Annotated in this window: 14 protein-coding genes; 10 read left to right on the forward strand and 4 right to left on the reverse strand. The window is 52.2% G+C overall.

Features of this window, described 5'->3' with window-relative positions:
- The first annotated feature begins 73 nt into the window (after positions 1-73).
- The 8 genes from JNUCC32_RS25265 (at position 74) to JNUCC32_RS25300 (ending at position 8,676) form a co-directional block, all read left to right on the forward strand.
- The gene (locus JNUCC32_RS25265) at positions 74-1,060 is read left to right on the forward strand and encodes an LCP family protein (RefSeq protein WP_009591478.1); all 987 of its coding nucleotides are present in this window, start codon (positions 74-76) and stop codon (positions 1,058-1,060) included.
- 232 nt (positions 1,061-1,292) lie between these two features.
- Positions 1,293-1,727, forward strand: coding sequence for a CBS domain-containing protein (locus JNUCC32_RS25270; protein WP_009591456.1), 435 nt, complete (start codon positions 1,293-1,295; stop codon positions 1,725-1,727).
- Positions 1,728-1,988: 261 nt separating this feature from the next.
- A complete protein-coding gene (locus tag JNUCC32_RS25275) occupies positions 1,989-2,291 on the forward strand; it encodes a MazG-like family protein (protein WP_175320760.1) in 303 nt (100 codons plus the stop codon).
- On the forward strand, positions 2,288-3,214 hold the full coding sequence (locus JNUCC32_RS25280; RefSeq protein WP_228468818.1) for a DUF2232 domain-containing protein: 927 nt from the start codon (positions 2,288-2,290) through the stop codon (positions 3,212-3,214). Before JNUCC32_RS25275 ends, JNUCC32_RS25280 begins: the two co-directional genes overlap by 4 nt.
- Positions 3,215-3,225: 11 nt before the next feature.
- A complete protein-coding gene (locus JNUCC32_RS25285; protein WP_036659567.1) occupies positions 3,226-5,226 on the forward strand; it encodes a DHH family phosphoesterase in 2,001 nt (666 codons plus the stop codon).
- Positions 5,223-5,666 (forward strand): 50S ribosomal protein L9, encoded by a 444-nt coding sequence (gene rplI, locus JNUCC32_RS25290; RefSeq protein ID WP_015738107.1) that lies wholly within the window; start codon positions 5,223-5,225, stop codon positions 5,664-5,666. Before JNUCC32_RS25285 ends, rplI begins: the two co-directional genes overlap by 4 nt.
- Position 5,667: 1 nt before the next feature.
- A complete protein-coding gene (gene dnaB / locus JNUCC32_RS25295) occupies positions 5,668-7,032 on the forward strand; it encodes a replicative DNA helicase (protein WP_015738106.1) in 1,365 nt (454 codons plus the stop codon).
- A gap of 354 nt (positions 7,033-7,386) precedes the next feature.
- The gene (locus JNUCC32_RS25300; protein WP_009591501.1) at positions 7,387-8,676 is read left to right on the forward strand and encodes an adenylosuccinate synthase; all 1,290 of its coding nucleotides are present in this window, start codon (positions 7,387-7,389) and stop codon (positions 8,674-8,676) included.
- Between the two features lie 440 nt (positions 8,677-9,116).
- Here the strand turns inward: JNUCC32_RS25300 and JNUCC32_RS25305 are convergent, their stop codons facing one another.
- From JNUCC32_RS25305 to JNUCC32_RS25320, 4 genes are all read right to left on the reverse strand, one after another.
- A complete protein-coding gene (locus tag JNUCC32_RS25305) occupies positions 9,117-9,815 on the reverse strand; it encodes an ABC transporter ATP-binding protein (protein ID WP_192570161.1) in 699 nt (232 codons plus the stop codon).
- Positions 9,815-10,915: an ABC transporter permease gene (locus tag JNUCC32_RS25310; RefSeq protein WP_192570162.1), complete on the reverse strand. Its 1,101-nt coding sequence runs from the start codon at positions 10,913-10,915 to the stop codon at positions 9,815-9,817. The genes JNUCC32_RS25305 and JNUCC32_RS25310 overlap by 1 nt, the downstream gene beginning before the upstream one ends.
- Before the next feature lie 120 nt (positions 10,916-11,035).
- Complete coding sequence (locus JNUCC32_RS25315; RefSeq protein WP_096777257.1) at positions 11,036-12,415, reverse strand: sensor histidine kinase; 1,380 nt, start codon at positions 12,413-12,415, stop codon at positions 11,036-11,038.
- Complete coding sequence (locus JNUCC32_RS25320) at positions 12,412-13,089, reverse strand: response regulator transcription factor (RefSeq protein ID WP_096777256.1); 678 nt, start codon at positions 13,087-13,089, stop codon at positions 12,412-12,414. The genes JNUCC32_RS25315 and JNUCC32_RS25320 overlap by 4 nt, the downstream gene beginning before the upstream one ends.
- A 253-nt stretch (positions 13,090-13,342) precedes the next feature.
- Here JNUCC32_RS25320 and JNUCC32_RS25325 point away from each other — a divergent pair, with 253 nt between their 5' ends.
- Positions 13,343-14,029, forward strand: a complete 687-nt coding sequence (locus JNUCC32_RS25325) for a hypothetical protein (RefSeq protein ID WP_192570163.1) — start codon at positions 13,343-13,345, stop codon at positions 14,027-14,029.
- Between the two features lie 279 nt (positions 14,030-14,308).
- A complete protein-coding gene (locus JNUCC32_RS25330; protein WP_192570164.1) occupies positions 14,309-15,868 on the forward strand; it encodes a peptidoglycan DD-metalloendopeptidase family protein in 1,560 nt (519 codons plus the stop codon).
- Positions 15,869-16,196 lie beyond the last annotated feature (328 nt).

The raw sequence follows: 16,196 nt of genomic DNA on the forward strand, positions 1-16,196 counted from the left end.
GGGTGCAAGCAAAGGCCTTTAACGATCTGACTTATCCATTAATTTATTTTATAATAAAGAAGGAATTGAACTCATGAAGAGGAAATCATTATATATTACGCTCGCTGTTGTCATATTGCTGGGCTCGTCCGCATTTCTGTTCAGAACGCAGCTTGCGGTCGTGGCATTTGACCTGTTTATGGCAAAGGACGTAGAGGAATCGTTACAGAAATCGTATAAGCCGCTCCAGAGCGACAAGACGCCTGAACCGGTCGTACTCCAGAGCAAGCCGTTCTCGGTCATGCTGTTGGGAAGCGACCAACGGGAAGACGAGCCGGCCCGTTCGGACACGTTGATCTATGCGGTTGTACGTCCCATGGAATCCAAAGTGCTCCTAATCTCGGTACCGCGGGATACGTACGTCGATATTATCGGCAAGGACAAGAAAGACAAGATCAACCATGCGTTTGCATATGGTGGTCATCAAATGGCGAAAGATACGATGGAAGCATTTTTCGATGAGGAACTTGATTATTATGCCTCCATTAATTTTCAAGGATTGAAGGATGTCGTTGACGCCCTTGGCGGCGTTGAGCTGCCGATCCGCAAGGATATCGTCAACAAAGGCAGGGATCATGAGAAGTTCACGATTGAAGCCAACAAACCGATTTACAATGGCGAGGAAGCCTTGAATTATGTCCGTTATCGTGAAGATAGCGACTTTAATCGGGCGAAGAGACAGCAAGTATTTTTGGATGTAGCGGCTAAGCGGGTCATGAAGCTGGATCAGATCGGCAAGGTGCCTGAACTGATCGAGATTATGGGAGATAACTTCCAGACCGATATGCAGCCTAAATTCATTATTGACCTGGCGAAGCAGATGCTGACCGGGGGCAAAGTGGATATGACCAGCTATACGATCATGGGAGAAGGCATGAAAATTAACGGCATCTATTATAATGAGGCCGACATGGAGGACGTGCAGGAAGCCCGCGACCTAATCGACAACTGGATGAACCCGGATACGCCGGCAGACCAGCTGCTGCAGCCTAAAGATGCAGAGAAACAGAAATTGCAATAACATAAACACCGGTACATCCGGATGATGTCATAGTACGTTGCTTCATCTCAATCAGCAGTCCGGATTGCCTGGCTGCTGATTTTGTGCCCTATACAAGGGAATCGAAACGACGGAGTTAACGTATGTATGAGTATGGATAGGGGAAGGAGTAACCTGCATGCCAAGCTTTTGGATCAGGAAGGTTACTTAACATGACTCCATGAAGTTGGAGTCATAAGGAGGATAATGCATTATGAATATCGCTTTTTTTCTATTACCGAAGCAGGAAGTGATTTGTTTAACGCTGGACTCCACGCTCAGGCAGACGCTGGAACGGATGGAGTTTCACCGGTACACGGCGGTGCCCGTGCTGGATAAGAACGGGCAATACGCAGGCACCGTAACCGAAGGCGATCTGTTATGGCATATGAAGAACTCGGAAGGCAAAATCACTTTTGAGAACGCTTCGAAATTTTTGCTGAAGGATGTTCCGTTCCGCATGGATATCAAGCCGGTATCGATTGATGCCCGGATGGAGGATCTGATTAATTTGGCCAAGGTACAGAACTTTGTGCCGGTGGTGGACGACATGAACCGATTTATCGGGATTGTCCGCAGAAGTCTTATCATCGAGTACTGTGAACGCTTTGTTTCTAAGGAGACGATGGAATCCCAAGGGGCAACATAATCATGTAGGAACGCAAACAACAAAGGGCGTGGGACCACGGGGACACCGTGGGTAACACGTCCTATTTCTATAGAGACGGGGCTGCAGCCGGCATGCAGTGGGAATAACCGGTGGCCATTTGGAGTACAAAGAGAAGGTAAGTTATCTCCGCCATGGGGACTAAGGTTGGACAGGGTGCCCCGGGGCCTTTGTGTGGGCGGCTTTTTTTTATGCTATAATGGAGAATAAAGCTGTTTTCAGGGAGAGATGGATATGCCGAATATGCCGAAGGACTTGGATGTAGCGAAACGCGCCAAAGTGATTGAATGGCTTAAAACCGAAGTAATTGATCATGTATCCCGGTTATTCAAAGCTCTATGGGAAGGCAGCACTACAAAGGTTGGAGACAGTTTGGCAAGCCTGATGATGAGCTCCTACATACTGGGCCGAAGGCTCGGCTTGACCTATCGGGATTTGGACGATCTCTTGTTGGAGAAATTGAAAAAGCATAAGCAGGAAGGACATCAGCTGGAGGATTGGTACCAGGATATTTCCGCGCTCGAAGAACATTTGCGTAAGAGGTGAACATATTGAAATTGCGCTGGACTACGGCGGTATGGAGCGTTGTATATTTGCTGCTGCTGCTGTCACTACTCACACCCTTTTCGATCGTAACGGCTTTCTTGCTGGTTCTGCCGGTTGCGATTCTGTTTACGGCTTTGAATACAAAATCATTTATCATGCATGTGGTGCCGGTGTGGCTGATTGCTCTTCTGATTCATCCCATTTATTTACTGCTTGCGATCTATTTTGCGATTCCGGGGATCGTGATGGGGTATTTATACCGGAAACGGAAGGCAGCCATGCAGGTGTTGAAGTATGGCATGGCCGTCATGCTGGTGGAACTGCTTGTCCTGCTGATGATCAGCACGGCCTTCTTCCAATTGAATCTGTCGGAATATGTGGATGAGATCGTAAAGATGACGACCGCTCCGCTCACCGAGATGGGTGTTGAAGGCGGCCTGGGCGGCCAGTTCCTTGGCACCGAACTCGATACACAACTCATTAAAGATCAAACGATGCGTTTGGTTCCGTTCGCGATGATTATCAGCTCGTTCCTTATGACGGTGGTCACTCATGCTTTGGCACGGCCCACCCTCAACAGCATGGGCTTATCCGTGCCGCGGCTGAAGCCGGCCAGAGAATGGATGCTCCCGCGTTCCCTGATCTGGTACTACCTGCTCATTTTCTTCATCAACATAGCAACCGTCAATTCGGACAATACCTTCATGAAGATGATAGTAGCCAACGCTACGCCGTTGCTGCAGATCTGCTTCATGATTCAAGCGCTGAGCTTCTTCTATTATCTGGCACACGAGCGGAAGTGGCATCCGATCGCGCCGCTTTTGACGGCCATACCGATTGTTTTGTTCCCGCCGGCAATGATTATCGGAATCCTGGATCTGGCGTTCCCACTTCGTCAGGCATTTAGTAAAAACAAAAGATAGGGTGATGAGTCATGCCTAAATTTCTGCAGAAACGCTGGCACGGCTATCATACCGTCTGGGCGTTTGCGCTGGTGCTTCTGCTTGTTATTTTTCTGTCGTTCTACAATACGATTCTGGGGCTGGTCGGGCTGCTGCTTGCGGTGGTAGGCGGCTACGCGATGCTGAAGGCGGAGATGAAGTTTCGCCGCGAGCTGGTCGATTATATCGGAGATCTGTCGTTTCGGATTCAGCGGGTCGAGGGCGAAGCGGTCAGCGTGCTGCCATTTGGCATTGTGCTGTACAGCGAGGATAAGACCGTGGAATGGCATAACCGATTCGTAGTCAATATGTTTCCCCAACAGCCGCTGGTGGGCGCTTCCTTGCAGGAGCTGTTCCCCGAGCTGGTGACAGCGCTAAAGGAAATCCAGGAGAAGAAGGATAGCAAAGAGAAGCCGCCGAAGGAAATTCGGCTGGAGATTTCCCATGAGGATAAGTACTATGGAGCCACGGTAATTCCGGATGAGCGACTCATTTATCTGGATGAGATCACCGAGCTGGCAGTGCTCAGGCAGCGGTACGAGGATGAGCGGCTGGCCTTGGGCATTATCATGATGGATAACATCGATGAGGCCTCGCAAGGAATGGATGATCAACAGCGGACGGCACTCATTGCAAAGGTCACCAGCGAGATTACGAATTGGGCCCGGGAGTTCAACGTCTACTTACGGAGGCTCTCCTCGGACCGCTATTTGATGATGCTGAACCACAGGTCGCTCGATGCGCTGGAGAACAGCCGTTTTCTCATCCTGGACGAAGTCCGGGAGATGACGGCCGATCTGAAGGTACCGCTTACGCTGAGCGTCGGTCTTGCCTTCGGTTCAGACGATATCACGGAGCTGGGACAGCTAGCCCAATCCAGTCTGGATATGGCACTGGGCCGGGGCGGAGATCAGGCCGCTGTCAAAGCCGGCCAAAGGCTCTCCTTCTATGGCGGTAAATCCAACGCGGTAGAGAAACGAACGCGCGTAAGAGCGCGAGTCATTTCCCATGCGCTGCGCGATTTGATGCAGGAGAGCGACAAAGTGATCATCATGGGCCACAAGCTGCCGGATATGGACGTGGTCGGCGCTGCGATCGGCATCCTGAAAGCAGCCCAAATGTATAAAGTCGAGGCTTATATCGTGATGGAGGGAATGAATCCGTCCATTTCGAGGATTATGGAAGAGGTCCGCAAGGATGAAGCCTTGATGAGCCGATTCATCTCGACCGAGCAATCGATGCAGATGATGACGGAGCACACGCTGCTCGTTGTCGTGGATACCCATAAAGCCTCCATGACGATGGAGCCGAGGCTGGTTCATCGCGCAAGCCGGGTGGTCGTGATGGATCATCACCGGCGCGGCGAAGAATTTATTAATGACGCGGTGCTGATCTATCTTGAGCCGTATGCCTCTTCAACCTGCGAGCTGGTGACGGAGGTGCTGCAGTATATTCACGACAGGGTATCCCTTACTCCGGTTGAGGCCACGGCATTGCTGGCAGGGATTACGGTGGATACCAAGCATTTTGCCCTCCACACGGGATCGAGAACGTTCGAGGCGGCCGGGTTCCTGCGGCGTCACGGAGCGGACACCATGATGATCCAGCGGGTGCTCAAGGAAGATCTGACAGAATTTATAGCGAAGGCAGAAATCGTGAAACATGCTAAAATGGTATTTGACCATATCGCTATCGCGGTGGCGAAGAGCGGGGAGCCCATGCCGCAGCTTCTCATTGCTCAAGTGGCGGATATGCTGCTGAATATGACGGATGTGCAGGCATCCTTTGTCATTAGCGAGCGCACCGACGGCAAGATTGGCATTAGCGCCCGTTCGATGGGCAAGATGAATGTTCAGATGATTATGGAACGTCTCGGGGGAGGCGGACATTTAACGAACGCCGCAGTACAACTGGATACGACGCCTGAGAAAGCCGAGGAGAAGTTGATGGAGGTACTGAAGGACATCGAAGCGAAAGAGGGGTTATTTGAATGAAAGTCATTTTCATAAAAGATATGAAGGGCCAAGGCAAGAAAGGCGAAGTGAAGGAAGTTTCGGAAGGATATGCAACAAACTTCCTGATTCCGCGGGGAGTCGCTCGTCCGGCTACCGATGGGAACATGAAAACGCTGGAGCAGCAGCAGGCCTCCGAAGAGAAGCGCAAGGCGCAGGAGAAGGAAGAGGCGCAGGCGCTCGGCAAGAAGCTGGAAGAGATGACGGTGGTCCTGAAAGCCAAAGCTGGAGAGGGCGGACGTCTGTTCGGCGCCATTACCAGCAAACAAATTGCGGAAGCATTGGCAGGACAGAAGATCAAAATCGACAAACGCAAAATTGAGCTTAGCGATCCGATCCGCAGCCTGGGCGTTACCCAGGTTCCGGTGAAGCTGCATCCTGACGTCAAGGCGACGCTCAAGGTTCAAATTACGGAGGAGTAATATGGGAGGAGAACTCTATTTCGATCGGGTCCCCCCGCAGAACCTTGAGGCAGAGCAGGCCGTGCTGGGTGCCATTCTGCTGCAGAGTGAAGCGCTGATCACGGCGATGGAGCGGGTGCAGGCTGAGGACTTCTACGATAAATCACATCAGATGATCTATGAAGTCATGGTGCAGCTCGGGGAAGGCAATCAACCGATCGATCTGGTGACCCTTACATCTCTTCTGCAAGATAAAGGACAGCTGGAAGAGATCGGTGGAGTCAGCTATTTAGCGAAGCTGGCTCATGCCGTCCCGACGGCTGCGAACGTGGATTATTACGCCCAAATCATCGAAGAGAAATCGATGCTGCGGCGTTTGATCCGAACGGCAACGCAGATTGTCAGTGAAGGCTATACCGGAGGAGAAGATGTATCCGGTATGCTCAGCGAGGCGGAGCGCCGCATTCTCGAGATCTCCAATCGACGCACGGGCAGCGGGTTTATTGCGATCCGCGACGTGCTGATGGAAGTCTTCGAGAAGGTGGAGGTCCTTCATCAGAACCGGGGGAATACGACAGGGATTCCTTCCGGCTTTGTGGATCTGGACAAAATGACAAGCGGATTCCAGCGCAACGACTTGATTATCGTGGCTGCTCGTCCTTCCGTAGGTAAAACGGCCTTCGCACTGAATATCGCCCAGAACGTGGCCATTCGCGCCAAAGAAACGGTAGCCATCTTCAGTCTGGAGATGTCCGCGCCACAGCTCGTTCAGCGTATGATCTGTGCCGAGGCAAACCTCGATGCGGGCGTGATGCGGAATGGCGATTTCAAAGGCGACGAAGATTGGTCCAAGCTAACGATGGGCATCGCCGCTTTATCCGAGGCGGAGATTTACATTGATGATACACCTGGCGTCACGGTAGCCGATATCCGTGCGAAATGCCGCCGTTTGAAAAAAGAGAAGGGGCTCGGCATGATTCTGATCGATTACCTCCAGCTCATTCATGGGCGTGGCAAGCCCGGAGAGAACCGGCAGCAGGAGGTATCCGAGATCTCGCGTACGCTCAAACAAATTGCCCGTGAGCTCGAAGTGCCGGTCATCGCGCTGTCACAGCTCAGCCGGGGCGTGGAGCAGCGTCAGGACAAGCGTCCGATGATGAGTGACCTGCGGGAATCCGGTTCGATCGAGCAGGATGCCGATATCGTTGCGTTCTTATACCGGGATGATTATTACAATCAGGAAACCGAGAAGAAGAATATCATCGAGATCATCATTGCCAAACAGCGTAATGGTCCGGTAGGCACAGTGGAATTGGTCTTCCTGAAGAACTTTAATAAATTCGTCAATTACGAGCGAACGCATGCCGATGCCTTTGCCGCCGGGTAGCGACGGTATTCACCCTTAGTCGGGCTTTCATGTTTGCTTAATGAAACAGGAAGCTTCTAAACTAAAGTTCGGAGATCGGGCCAATACCTGCCGCTCGCTGTAAGTATAGGGCATTTCTTATGGCAGTTCCCCGAATAATACGGTTATCCATCTATAATCTCGTCCTAATTCCGAACAATCGTACACACTGATGTGCGATTGTTCGTTTTTGTATTTGACTTTAAAAATGGGGACTGTTACACTGGTATTGCTGCTTTAGTGCAGTGAGGTTGAACTTAATCAGCCTGCAGAGATTTATTTCATCAGTGTTACGCGAAATCATAAGGGTGTAACAGCCCGGGCGGAGGAATGAATATGTCAACGGTAGTCGTTGTGGGAACACAATGGGGAGATGAAGGGAAAGGGAAAATCACGGATTATTTGGCAGAAAGCGCCGACGTGGTAGCCCGTTACCAAGGCGGCAACAATGCCGGCCACACCATTCTGATTGACGGTAAAAAATTCAAGCTTAGCTTGATTCCATCCGGAGTATTCTATAAAGACAAAACCTGTGTAATCGGTAACGGTATGGTCGTTAACCCGGCTGCACTCATTGAAGAGATTAATTATATTCATGATAACGGGTTCAGCACAGACAACCTGGTAATCAGCGATCGTGCTCATGTTATCATGCCTTATCATATGGTATTGGATGCTCTGGAAGAGGACCGCAAAGGTCCGAACAAAATCGGTACAACGCGCAAGGGGATCGGCCCTTGCTACATGGATAAAGCGGCACGCAACGGCATCCGGATCGCAGATCTGATGGATGCGGAAGAGTTCGAATTGAAGCTTCGCCATCTGGTGAAGGAGAAGAACCAAGTGATTACCCAGGTGTACGGCGGGGAAGCGCTTGATGTTGAAGAGATTCTGACGCAATACCTGGAGTACGCCGAAGTTATTCGTAAATATGTGCGCGACACTTCCGTTGTCTTGAATGATGCCATCGATGAGAATCAAAAGGTATTGTTCGAAGGCGCGCAGGGCGTCATGCTGGATATCGACCAAGGGACGTACCCGTTTGTTACGTCTTCGAATCCTTCTGCAGGCGGCGTCTGCATCGGTTCCGGCGTAGGGCCGTCGAAGATTCAACAAGTCATCGGCGTGGCCAAATCCTATACGACGCGTGTAGGAGACGGACCATTCCCAACGGAGCTGGATAATGAAATCGGCGAATATATCCGTGAAAAAGGGCATGAGTACGGCACGGTAACCGGGCGTGCTCGTCGCGTAGGCTGGTTCGACAGCGTAGTTGTGCGCCATGCCCGTCGCGTAAGCGGAATTACCGGCCTGTCCCTGAACTCGCTGGACGTGCTCAGCGGACTGGAGACCGTGAAGATTTGTACCGCATATAAATTCCGCGGTGAGGAGATTACGCACTACCCGGCCAGCTTGAAAATGCTAGCCGAGTGCGAAGCCATCTATGAAGAGCTGCCGGGCTGGAGCGAAGACATTACCGGCGCGAAGACGCTGGAGGATCTGCCTGAGAACACTCGCCGTTATGTTGAGCGGGTATCCGAGCTGACCGGCATTCCGATTGCCATCTTCTCCGTCGGCCGCAACCGGGAGCAGACGAATCAAGTGCTGCCGATTTATGAGAAGTAATCAAGCGTTGGACCAAGAATAGAGAGAGTGAAAGTTCAACTTTAAGTTATGTGAAATACACCCGCCGAAGATAGGGGTCGGCGGGCTTTTTTTATGGCTGTAGAAGATCCGGGATAGGAGATGGCTTTCGAGCATACCATCGCTGGTCAATAGGTAGAAGAATTTGTCCCTTCAGCTAAAGAATATTATCCCCTAGTCATCCGCCCATCCACCCTATAATGGAGATAGACATAGAGGGCAGCACGCTGATCATTTGGAATTGGGGCTAAAAACAGCGGATGAATGCAGTCAGATCCATGTAGGGGGGATAGAAGCCATACGAACCTTCGAATAGACGTATGGCCTTCTTGAGCGCTGGACAAGGTACACGGCGGTCCAGCATAGTAAAAAACCGGATTCATCGACTAGGTTGCCTAGGGATGAATCCGGTTTTTGTCATGCTACAACACAATCGGCTGCGTCCGTTCGGACAGCTTGCCGTCCTCGATATAGACGACCCGGTCACATAGATCCAGCATGCGCTTGTCATGCGTGACCATGATGGCAGCTTTCCGGCGCAGCTTCACTTCATCGGCGAGCATTTGAACGACCGTCCGGCCGCGCTCGGAATCCAGACTTGCCGTCGGCTCGTCTGCCAATATGAGCTCCGGATCGTTCATCCATGCCCGGGCAATGGCAACCCGCTGCCGTTCGCCGCCGGACAGGCTCTCGGGATACCGAGACTTGCGATGCGACAAGCCCAGCCGGTGAAGCAGATCATCTGCCCGCCGATGCGGCTCCTGGCCGTGCTGGTTAGCCAGCTTGGCCATCAAGAGCAGCTGATCGCGGACCGTCAGATACGGAATGAGATTGGAAGATTGAAAGACAAATCCGATATGGCGCAGCCGCAGCTGATTCATTTGTTTGGCGGGGAGCCGGGTGACCTCCTGATCGCCCATCCATATTCGTCCCCGGGTAGGGGATAGCAGTGCCCCGGCAATGGAGAGAAAGGTGCTTTTGCCCGAACCGGAAGGTCCGACCACCGCGACAAATTCCCCACCCTTGATCTCCAGTGAAATGTTGTCCAGTACTTTAGCTGAGGTGTCCCCGTCACCGAATTCTTTGCTTACCTGATCCATCAACAGCTTGGATGATGTCATTATGCAGCCCTCCCGATAGCTTCGATTGCATCGATCTTGATGACCCGATATAGCGATAATAGCGATCCCATCAGGGAAACCGCCAGGAACAGCAAGGAACAGAGCAGAACGACCGAAGGCGTTAACGAAAACGGCACGATCCCGGACAACAGGAGCGAAACCCCGTACGTCAAGCCGATGCTGATCGCAAGACTGACGATGGTAAGGGTCAGGACCTGAAAGATCAGACTCCTCACCAGATAGCCGGTCCCCGCGCCGATGGCTTTCAGGACCCCGAACTGATTCATTTTCTGAATCGTCATGACGTAGAAGAACACGGCCAGCACGAAGGCTGCAATCAAAAACAGGAACACAATCATCATGATGAGAGAACCCTGCTCCTCCTGAAAACCGGGAATCCCCTGCAGGGCTTCCTCTTTCGTGATCATCTCGATGCCGGATACGTCCCGGACCAAGGCTTCCTTCTGCTCCGGAGTTCCATTCCAAGCGATGGCATTATAGATAGGCGCTGGCTTCGCCGGGTTTGGCTGAAGCGCCTTCCACCCCTCAAAGTTCATGTGAATGACCGGGGCATGACTGAAGGATTGTCCCTCCGTAAAGGCAGCAATCGTAAACGTGGCGCCTGTAGCCTGATCCACGATCCGGTCGCCCAGCCGGTACCCGTCCTCTTTCAAGGAGCGGTCGGCCATCACAAGGTCGGCATCCGTATTGCTAATCATGGTGCCTTCAACGACTCGGGGTGCCAGCATGCTCTCCACATCAATGGCAAAAAAAGCCGCATCGAATTTGGCTGCGGAGCCTTCCTTGGTCAAGGTGTTCATGTGTACTCCGAGCGGAGTGGCCGGGTTTCCACCCGGGCGGCTCTGCACTTCGTTCCAGATCTCGCCGGTCAGTACGGAACGGTTGATCCGATGATCGGACTCCTCCTGAAGCACCAGGTAGTCGGCTTTCATATTTTGTATGGAAGAGGCGTTATCGGAGGAAAGCCCCTGGGCCAATCCCGTGACGAACAGGACGAGCCAGGCAATCAGTACCATAATGAAGCCAATCAGCAGATAGCGCAGCTTCGCATGTTGAAGTTCACGCAGTGCAAGAAACATGTTTCTCATCTCCATTCCTGATCATTAAGCAGCACATCCCTCGGTTATTAATCTCTGCGGGATATGCCCCAAGTATAGGAATGGAATATGAACAGAGCATGAACTTGAGATTAGGCTGCATTATACGTTAGGAAGGATCACGGTGAAGGTGGCTCCCTTTCCAGGCTGACTCGTGACCTCAATACGTCCGCCATGCAGTTCGACAATTTTCTGGGTAATGGATAAACCCAATCCGCTGCTGCCCTCGGAGCGGTCACGGGCCTCATCCACGCGGTAGAACCGGTTGAAGATGTGGGGCAGATGCTCCTGCGGAATGCCAATGCCCGTATCGGAGATCTCGATGCGGCATTGTTTGTTGTGTTCGATCACACGCAGGGAGATGGCGCCCTCAGGTGCGGTGAATTTAATGCTGTTGGTGATGAGGTTCGTCCATACCTGATGCAGCAGCTGCTGATCGCCGTAAACATAGGTCGGCGGCAGCGACATATCGATGGTCAAATCTTTGCTGCGCCAGTTCCATTCGGTGTGGAGCAGCACTTGCTTGATTTGCTCGGCCACGTCGAAGGTGGATTTATCGAGAATGTTCTCTTCCTTATCCAGGGACGCCAGCATAAGCAGCTGTTTGCTGAGCTGTGACATCCGGCGGCTCTCCGCCTCAATGATCGATAAGTAATGCTGCTGCTGTTCCTCGGACAAGCGCTTGGTTTGCAGCGTCTGCGAGAAACCCTGAATGGAGGCCAGCGGCGACTGGATTTCATGCGAGACATTGGATACAAACTCCTGGCGCATCTGCTCTAATTGCGCTAGTCCTTTGGCCATCTGGGAAAAATGGTCCGCAAGCTGCCCCAGCTCGTCACGCCGGGTAACGTTCAGCTTAATGTCATATTGGCCCTGCGCCACGCTCTGGGTGGCCTCGGTTAACTTCACGATCGGTTTCACGATATAGCGCGTAATAATGCCGACAAGCAGGATGCTCAGCAGGATGGCAATGACCATAATGATGGAGAAGAAGATACGCATCTCCCCGAACTGGACGGTAATATCGGGCCTGAGGAAGAGTGCGTGAGGGCTGCCTTCTACCTGTATGGGGATGCCGATGGAGTTGCTTAGGACATTGTCGAAAAAGCCGGTAATGAACAGCTCCGACGGAAACTCCGCAATGCCATGGTACACCTTCCCGTTCAGCACTTGCCGCACCGTTTCGGGCGAGAGGTCCTGTTCACGGAACATGCCGCCGTAGAACCACTCCTTGCCTTGATCATTCACCAAATAGAATTGATAACCGAGCTGGCCGATGTGATGGAGATAATCATGGATGTCCGTCTCCGGGTGGCTGTCATAAAAGTCCCCGATATCCTTGGCCATGGTGGTGACCTTCTGATCGTTAAAGGGCTTGAGATTGTATTGGTAGTACAGATTAGACAGCACAAAAGCAATCAAGCTGCTGATCACCATGATGGCGATGGTGGTGAGGACGATGCGCGAATAGAGGGTTTTCACTGCGGCGCCGCCTCCAATTTATATCCTACGCCCCGAACGGTCCGTATTCGGAAATCGCCACTTCGGTCCGCGAAGCGTTCCCGGAGTCGTTTGATATGAACGTCCACGGTCCGGTCATCTCCGTCAAAATCCGTTCCCCAGATGAGCTGAATCAGCTCCTCGCGCGAGAACGTCCGGTCCGGATAGCTCGCAAGCTGGGAGAGCAGCTCAAACTCCTTCATCGGCAGCATCAGTACTTTTCCGTGTCCCTGAACTTCGTAGCTTTTGCGGTCGATGGTCGTTTCGTTCAGACGGATTTTGTCCGCGCTGACCATTTGATACCGCCGCAGCAGGGCTTTGATTCGAAACAGGAGCTCCCTTGGTTCAAACGGCTTGGTTAAGTAATCATCCGTGCCGACGGCAAAACCTCTCTCTTTGTCTACAAGCTGATCCTTGGCGGTCAGAAGAATGACGGGTACATCATAATAACGCCGGATTTCTTCGCAGAGCTGATACCCGTCCTTGTTCGGCATCATGACATCCACGACAGCCAGGTGAACCTGTTCTTCCGCCAAAAGGGCAGAAGCTTCTTCCCCGTCAGCTGCAGTGAATACCGTGTATCCTTCGGTTTGAAGATGATATAGCAGGAGCTCTCGAATATGCGCGTCGTCATCTGCGATCAATATATGAATCATTGCTAGATTGACCTCCTTCATAAGCGTTCCAATGACTATATATGTATCATACATTCCCTGGTGCGGTCGATGGAGCGCTCTATCGCATGGAAGTAGTGTGGCCTAAAAGGAACCGAATCATGAAATATATCAGATTCGAAGTAGAAAAATTGGCGATTCCCACGATTGAAGCGATACCGAGTGGTCAATACTGGAAAAAGAAAGCAATCATCGTCATGTCATTGCAGCGTGCATGAGGAAGGAGGAGATACGGATGAAGTGGATGAAATGGCTGCTGAAAATCAGCTTGACCGCCATTCTGGTGAGCACGCTTACGATTGTGACCACGGGCATCGTCGTGAATGCCTATATTCAATCGGTGTTATCCAGCTTTAACATTCAACTGGAAGCGGAGCCAATGGGGGTGGGAGGTATTATGAAGTCGATGCTGGGCGTGGGCTCCGGCACCAAGCCGGATGCAGGCAGCGTCAATGCCGCGAAGGACAATCGCCAATTGGAAGAAGATCAGGGCGCTGCGGACGATGAACCGGAATCGGAAGCCGGCACCCAAACGAATGGAGGGGCCAAGGAGGACGAAGAGACGAGTTCAGGATCAACGGGAACGTCAGGGGAGACTTCGAACGATGAAGAGGCACCGGATAATTCCCTGCCCGTCATGGGCACGAATACGACAGAGTCTGGCGACTCCTCCCTGGAAGATCAGGAGATTGTCATGACACCGGGGGACATCGTGGACCGGAAGGACCGTTTGCCAACGGAGGAGAAGGAAGAGATTTTCGCCATGCTGATGAACAAGCTGCCCCAATCCGAAATGCAGAAGATCTCTGAGGCGATGGAGGACGGTCTGACCGCTGCGGAGCTTGCGGAGATCGAGCAGGGCATATCCAAATATTTGAATCCGGATGAATTCGATAAACTGATCACCATGCTCAAAGAATAGTGGTATGACGGGTTTCAGGCAGGCTCTGTCACCGTTTTGTCACCGACATGCAAAAGCCCCATATTGGAAAATATCAGGAAACCCGCGCGGGGCGCGGGTTTTTCGCTATTTTCGTAAACTTGAAATGATTGTAAAGGCTATGTTAAAGTATACGAAGATCGAAAAGGTTAAAATTTTGATACCTTTTGACAGGTTGTGTCATATTCAATGCTAAGTCAGCAAGTTCAGATGAACGAATAACGGATTCTTACATATGGACAAGGCTTAAAGGAGAGAGACATGAAAGGTTCTAAGGGGAAACGGTGGATGGACAGCATCTTGCGCAAGCAAGCGGCCGATCAGTCTACCCTCAATCACAACTCAAATCAGGAGTCCCCGATGTCGTCGAATCCGCCAAAGCGGGGGTGGACATCACCGCGCAGATGGATTTGGATGTCGGCAGGGGTATTGCTCATAGCAGGATCGATATATACCGGCGGAAAAGCTTACGTGAACGCGAATACAATTCCGTTCTATCATGTGTATGTCGATGGGAAATCGATCGGTACCATTCAAGAAGATGCCCAGCTTGACCAGCTGCTGAAAGCGAAGCAAAAGGAATATCAGGAGAAGTACCCTGATGTGCCCATGGTGCTTCATACCGACGGCATCACCACGAAGGCCGACCGTTCCTATAAACCGGTCGTGAACAGCGAGGAGACGCTTCATAAGCTGGATGGCATGCTGAAAGCATATGCCCGCGGCGTGGAGCTGAAGGTGGATGGCAAGACGGTGGCGATCGTGAAGGATCAACAGACGGCCAAGGCTGCCGTCGAAGCGGCTAAGCTGAAGTTCGCTCCGGCTGCTGCGCAGAGGGAGAAGACGCAGAGAGTCGCTTTCACGAAAACGTCCGCATCGGCGAAGAAGGATGACGCAAGCGGGCTCGAGTCCGTGGACATCAAGGAGAAGATTTCGCTTGCCAACACGAAGGCTGACCCGAACAAGGTGCTGGACGTGGAAGAAGCGGTCAAGGTGCTGACCGGCACGAAGGACAAGCCGGTGGTGTACACGGTGAAAGAGGGAGATACGATTTCCTCGATCGCACAGCATTTTGGCATGAAGTCTGCCGACGTCATGGCGCTCAATCCCGGGCTCGAAGAGAAATACGTTCAGATCGGGGCCGAGCTGCAGGTGACGAAGCCGGAAGCGCCGCTGACGGTCAGAACGGTGGAGACGGTGTCGGTGAAGCAGCCGAGCAAACCAGAGACGATTGTTCGCAAGAGCAGCGAGCTCCCGCTGGGCAAGCGGAAGGTCGTCCGTCCCGGACGCGACGGCGTGAAGACGGTGGATTACATCGTGACCAAAGAGAACGGCAAGGTTATCTCCAAGCAGTGGACAGGCCAACAGGTGGTTCAGGAATCCCTGCCGGAAGTGGTGTACAAAGGAACCAAGGTAGCACCGAAGAAAAAAGCGGCAGCGGTGACCCAGAAGTCCAGCGGCAGCATGTTCGCTTGGCCGGTGAGCGGGGCGCGCATTACAAGCTCCTTCGGACATCGGTGGGGAAGAAGCCATGAGGGCATTGATATGGTTGGCGGAAGCACCATTATGGCAGCGGCCTCCGGAAGAGTGGTCTTCGCGGGTCAGCAGAGCGGTTACGGCAACGTCGTCATTGTCGATCACGGCAATGGATATCGCACGCTGTATGGGCATATGAGCAAGATTTCCGTCGGCAACGGCCAGTCTGTTGGACAAGGCTCCAAGCTGGGCGTCATGGGTAATACGGGCCGTTCCACCGGAACGCATCTGCATTTCGAAGTGCAAAAAAATGGAGTTGCCCAAAATCCGATGAAATATCTGTAGTTCTGTGTTATACTAGGTAAACCAATGCGACATAAGCCATTATTGGTTCATATATCATAATAGTGAAGATGGCCGCTCCTTAACGGGGGCGGCCATCTTTGCGTCTTGCAGGCGGTGATTTGGGGATGTGGGGCAGAACGGGAAAATAGTCTGCAGTGGTGTCGAAAGCGGTATCCTCCTCCGTCGCTGTTGAATTCGGAAAATAGGAATGCCGCTTATGATGAGATTTTCCGAATCCAAAGGCGATCGCTGCCGCTCTCCGAATGACACCGCATGCTGCGGTAGAGGGTATTTCCCTTATCTGTCGGATCCATCCCCGTGTACTCCA

This window comes from Paenibacillus sp. JNUCC32 (genome assembly GCF_014863545.1).
Taxonomy (GTDB): Bacteria; Bacillota; Bacilli; order Paenibacillales; family Paenibacillaceae; genus Paenibacillus_AQ; species Paenibacillus_AQ lautus_A.

Coding starts and splice junctions, on each gene's coding strand:
- JNUCC32_RS25300 (WP_009591501.1), top strand. CDS start 7,387: ATGTCAACGGTAGTCGTTGTGGGAACACAATGGGGAGATGAAGGGAAA.
- JNUCC32_RS25330 (WP_192570164.1), top strand. CDS start 14,309: ATGAAAGGTTCTAAGGGGAAACGGTGGATGGACAGCATCTTGCGCAAG.
- JNUCC32_RS25310 (WP_192570162.1), bottom strand. CDS start 10,915: ATGTTTCTTGCACTGCGTGAACTTCAACATGCGAAGCTGCGCTATCTG.
- rplI (WP_015738107.1), top strand. CDS start 5,223: ATGAAAGTCATTTTCATAAAAGATATGAAGGGCCAAGGCAAGAAAGGC.
- JNUCC32_RS25285 (WP_036659567.1), top strand. CDS start 3,226: ATGCCTAAATTTCTGCAGAAACGCTGGCACGGCTATCATACCGTCTGG.
- dnaB (WP_015738106.1), top strand. CDS start 5,668: ATGGGAGGAGAACTCTATTTCGATCGGGTCCCCCCGCAGAACCTTGAG.
- JNUCC32_RS25305 (WP_192570161.1), bottom strand. CDS start 9,815: ATGACATCATCCAAGCTGTTGATGGATCAGGTAAGCAAAGAATTCGGT.
- JNUCC32_RS25275 (WP_175320760.1), top strand. CDS start 1,989: ATGCCGAAGGACTTGGATGTAGCGAAACGCGCCAAAGTGATTGAATGG.
- JNUCC32_RS25320 (WP_096777256.1), bottom strand. CDS start 13,089: ATGATTCATATATTGATCGCAGATGACGACGCGCATATTCGAGAGCTC.
- JNUCC32_RS25325 (WP_192570163.1), top strand. CDS start 13,343: ATGAAGTGGATGAAATGGCTGCTGAAAATCAGCTTGACCGCCATTCTG.
- JNUCC32_RS25265 (WP_009591478.1), top strand. CDS start 74: ATGAAGAGGAAATCATTATATATTACGCTCGCTGTTGTCATATTGCTG.
- JNUCC32_RS25270 (WP_009591456.1), top strand. CDS start 1,293: ATGAATATCGCTTTTTTTCTATTACCGAAGCAGGAAGTGATTTGTTTA.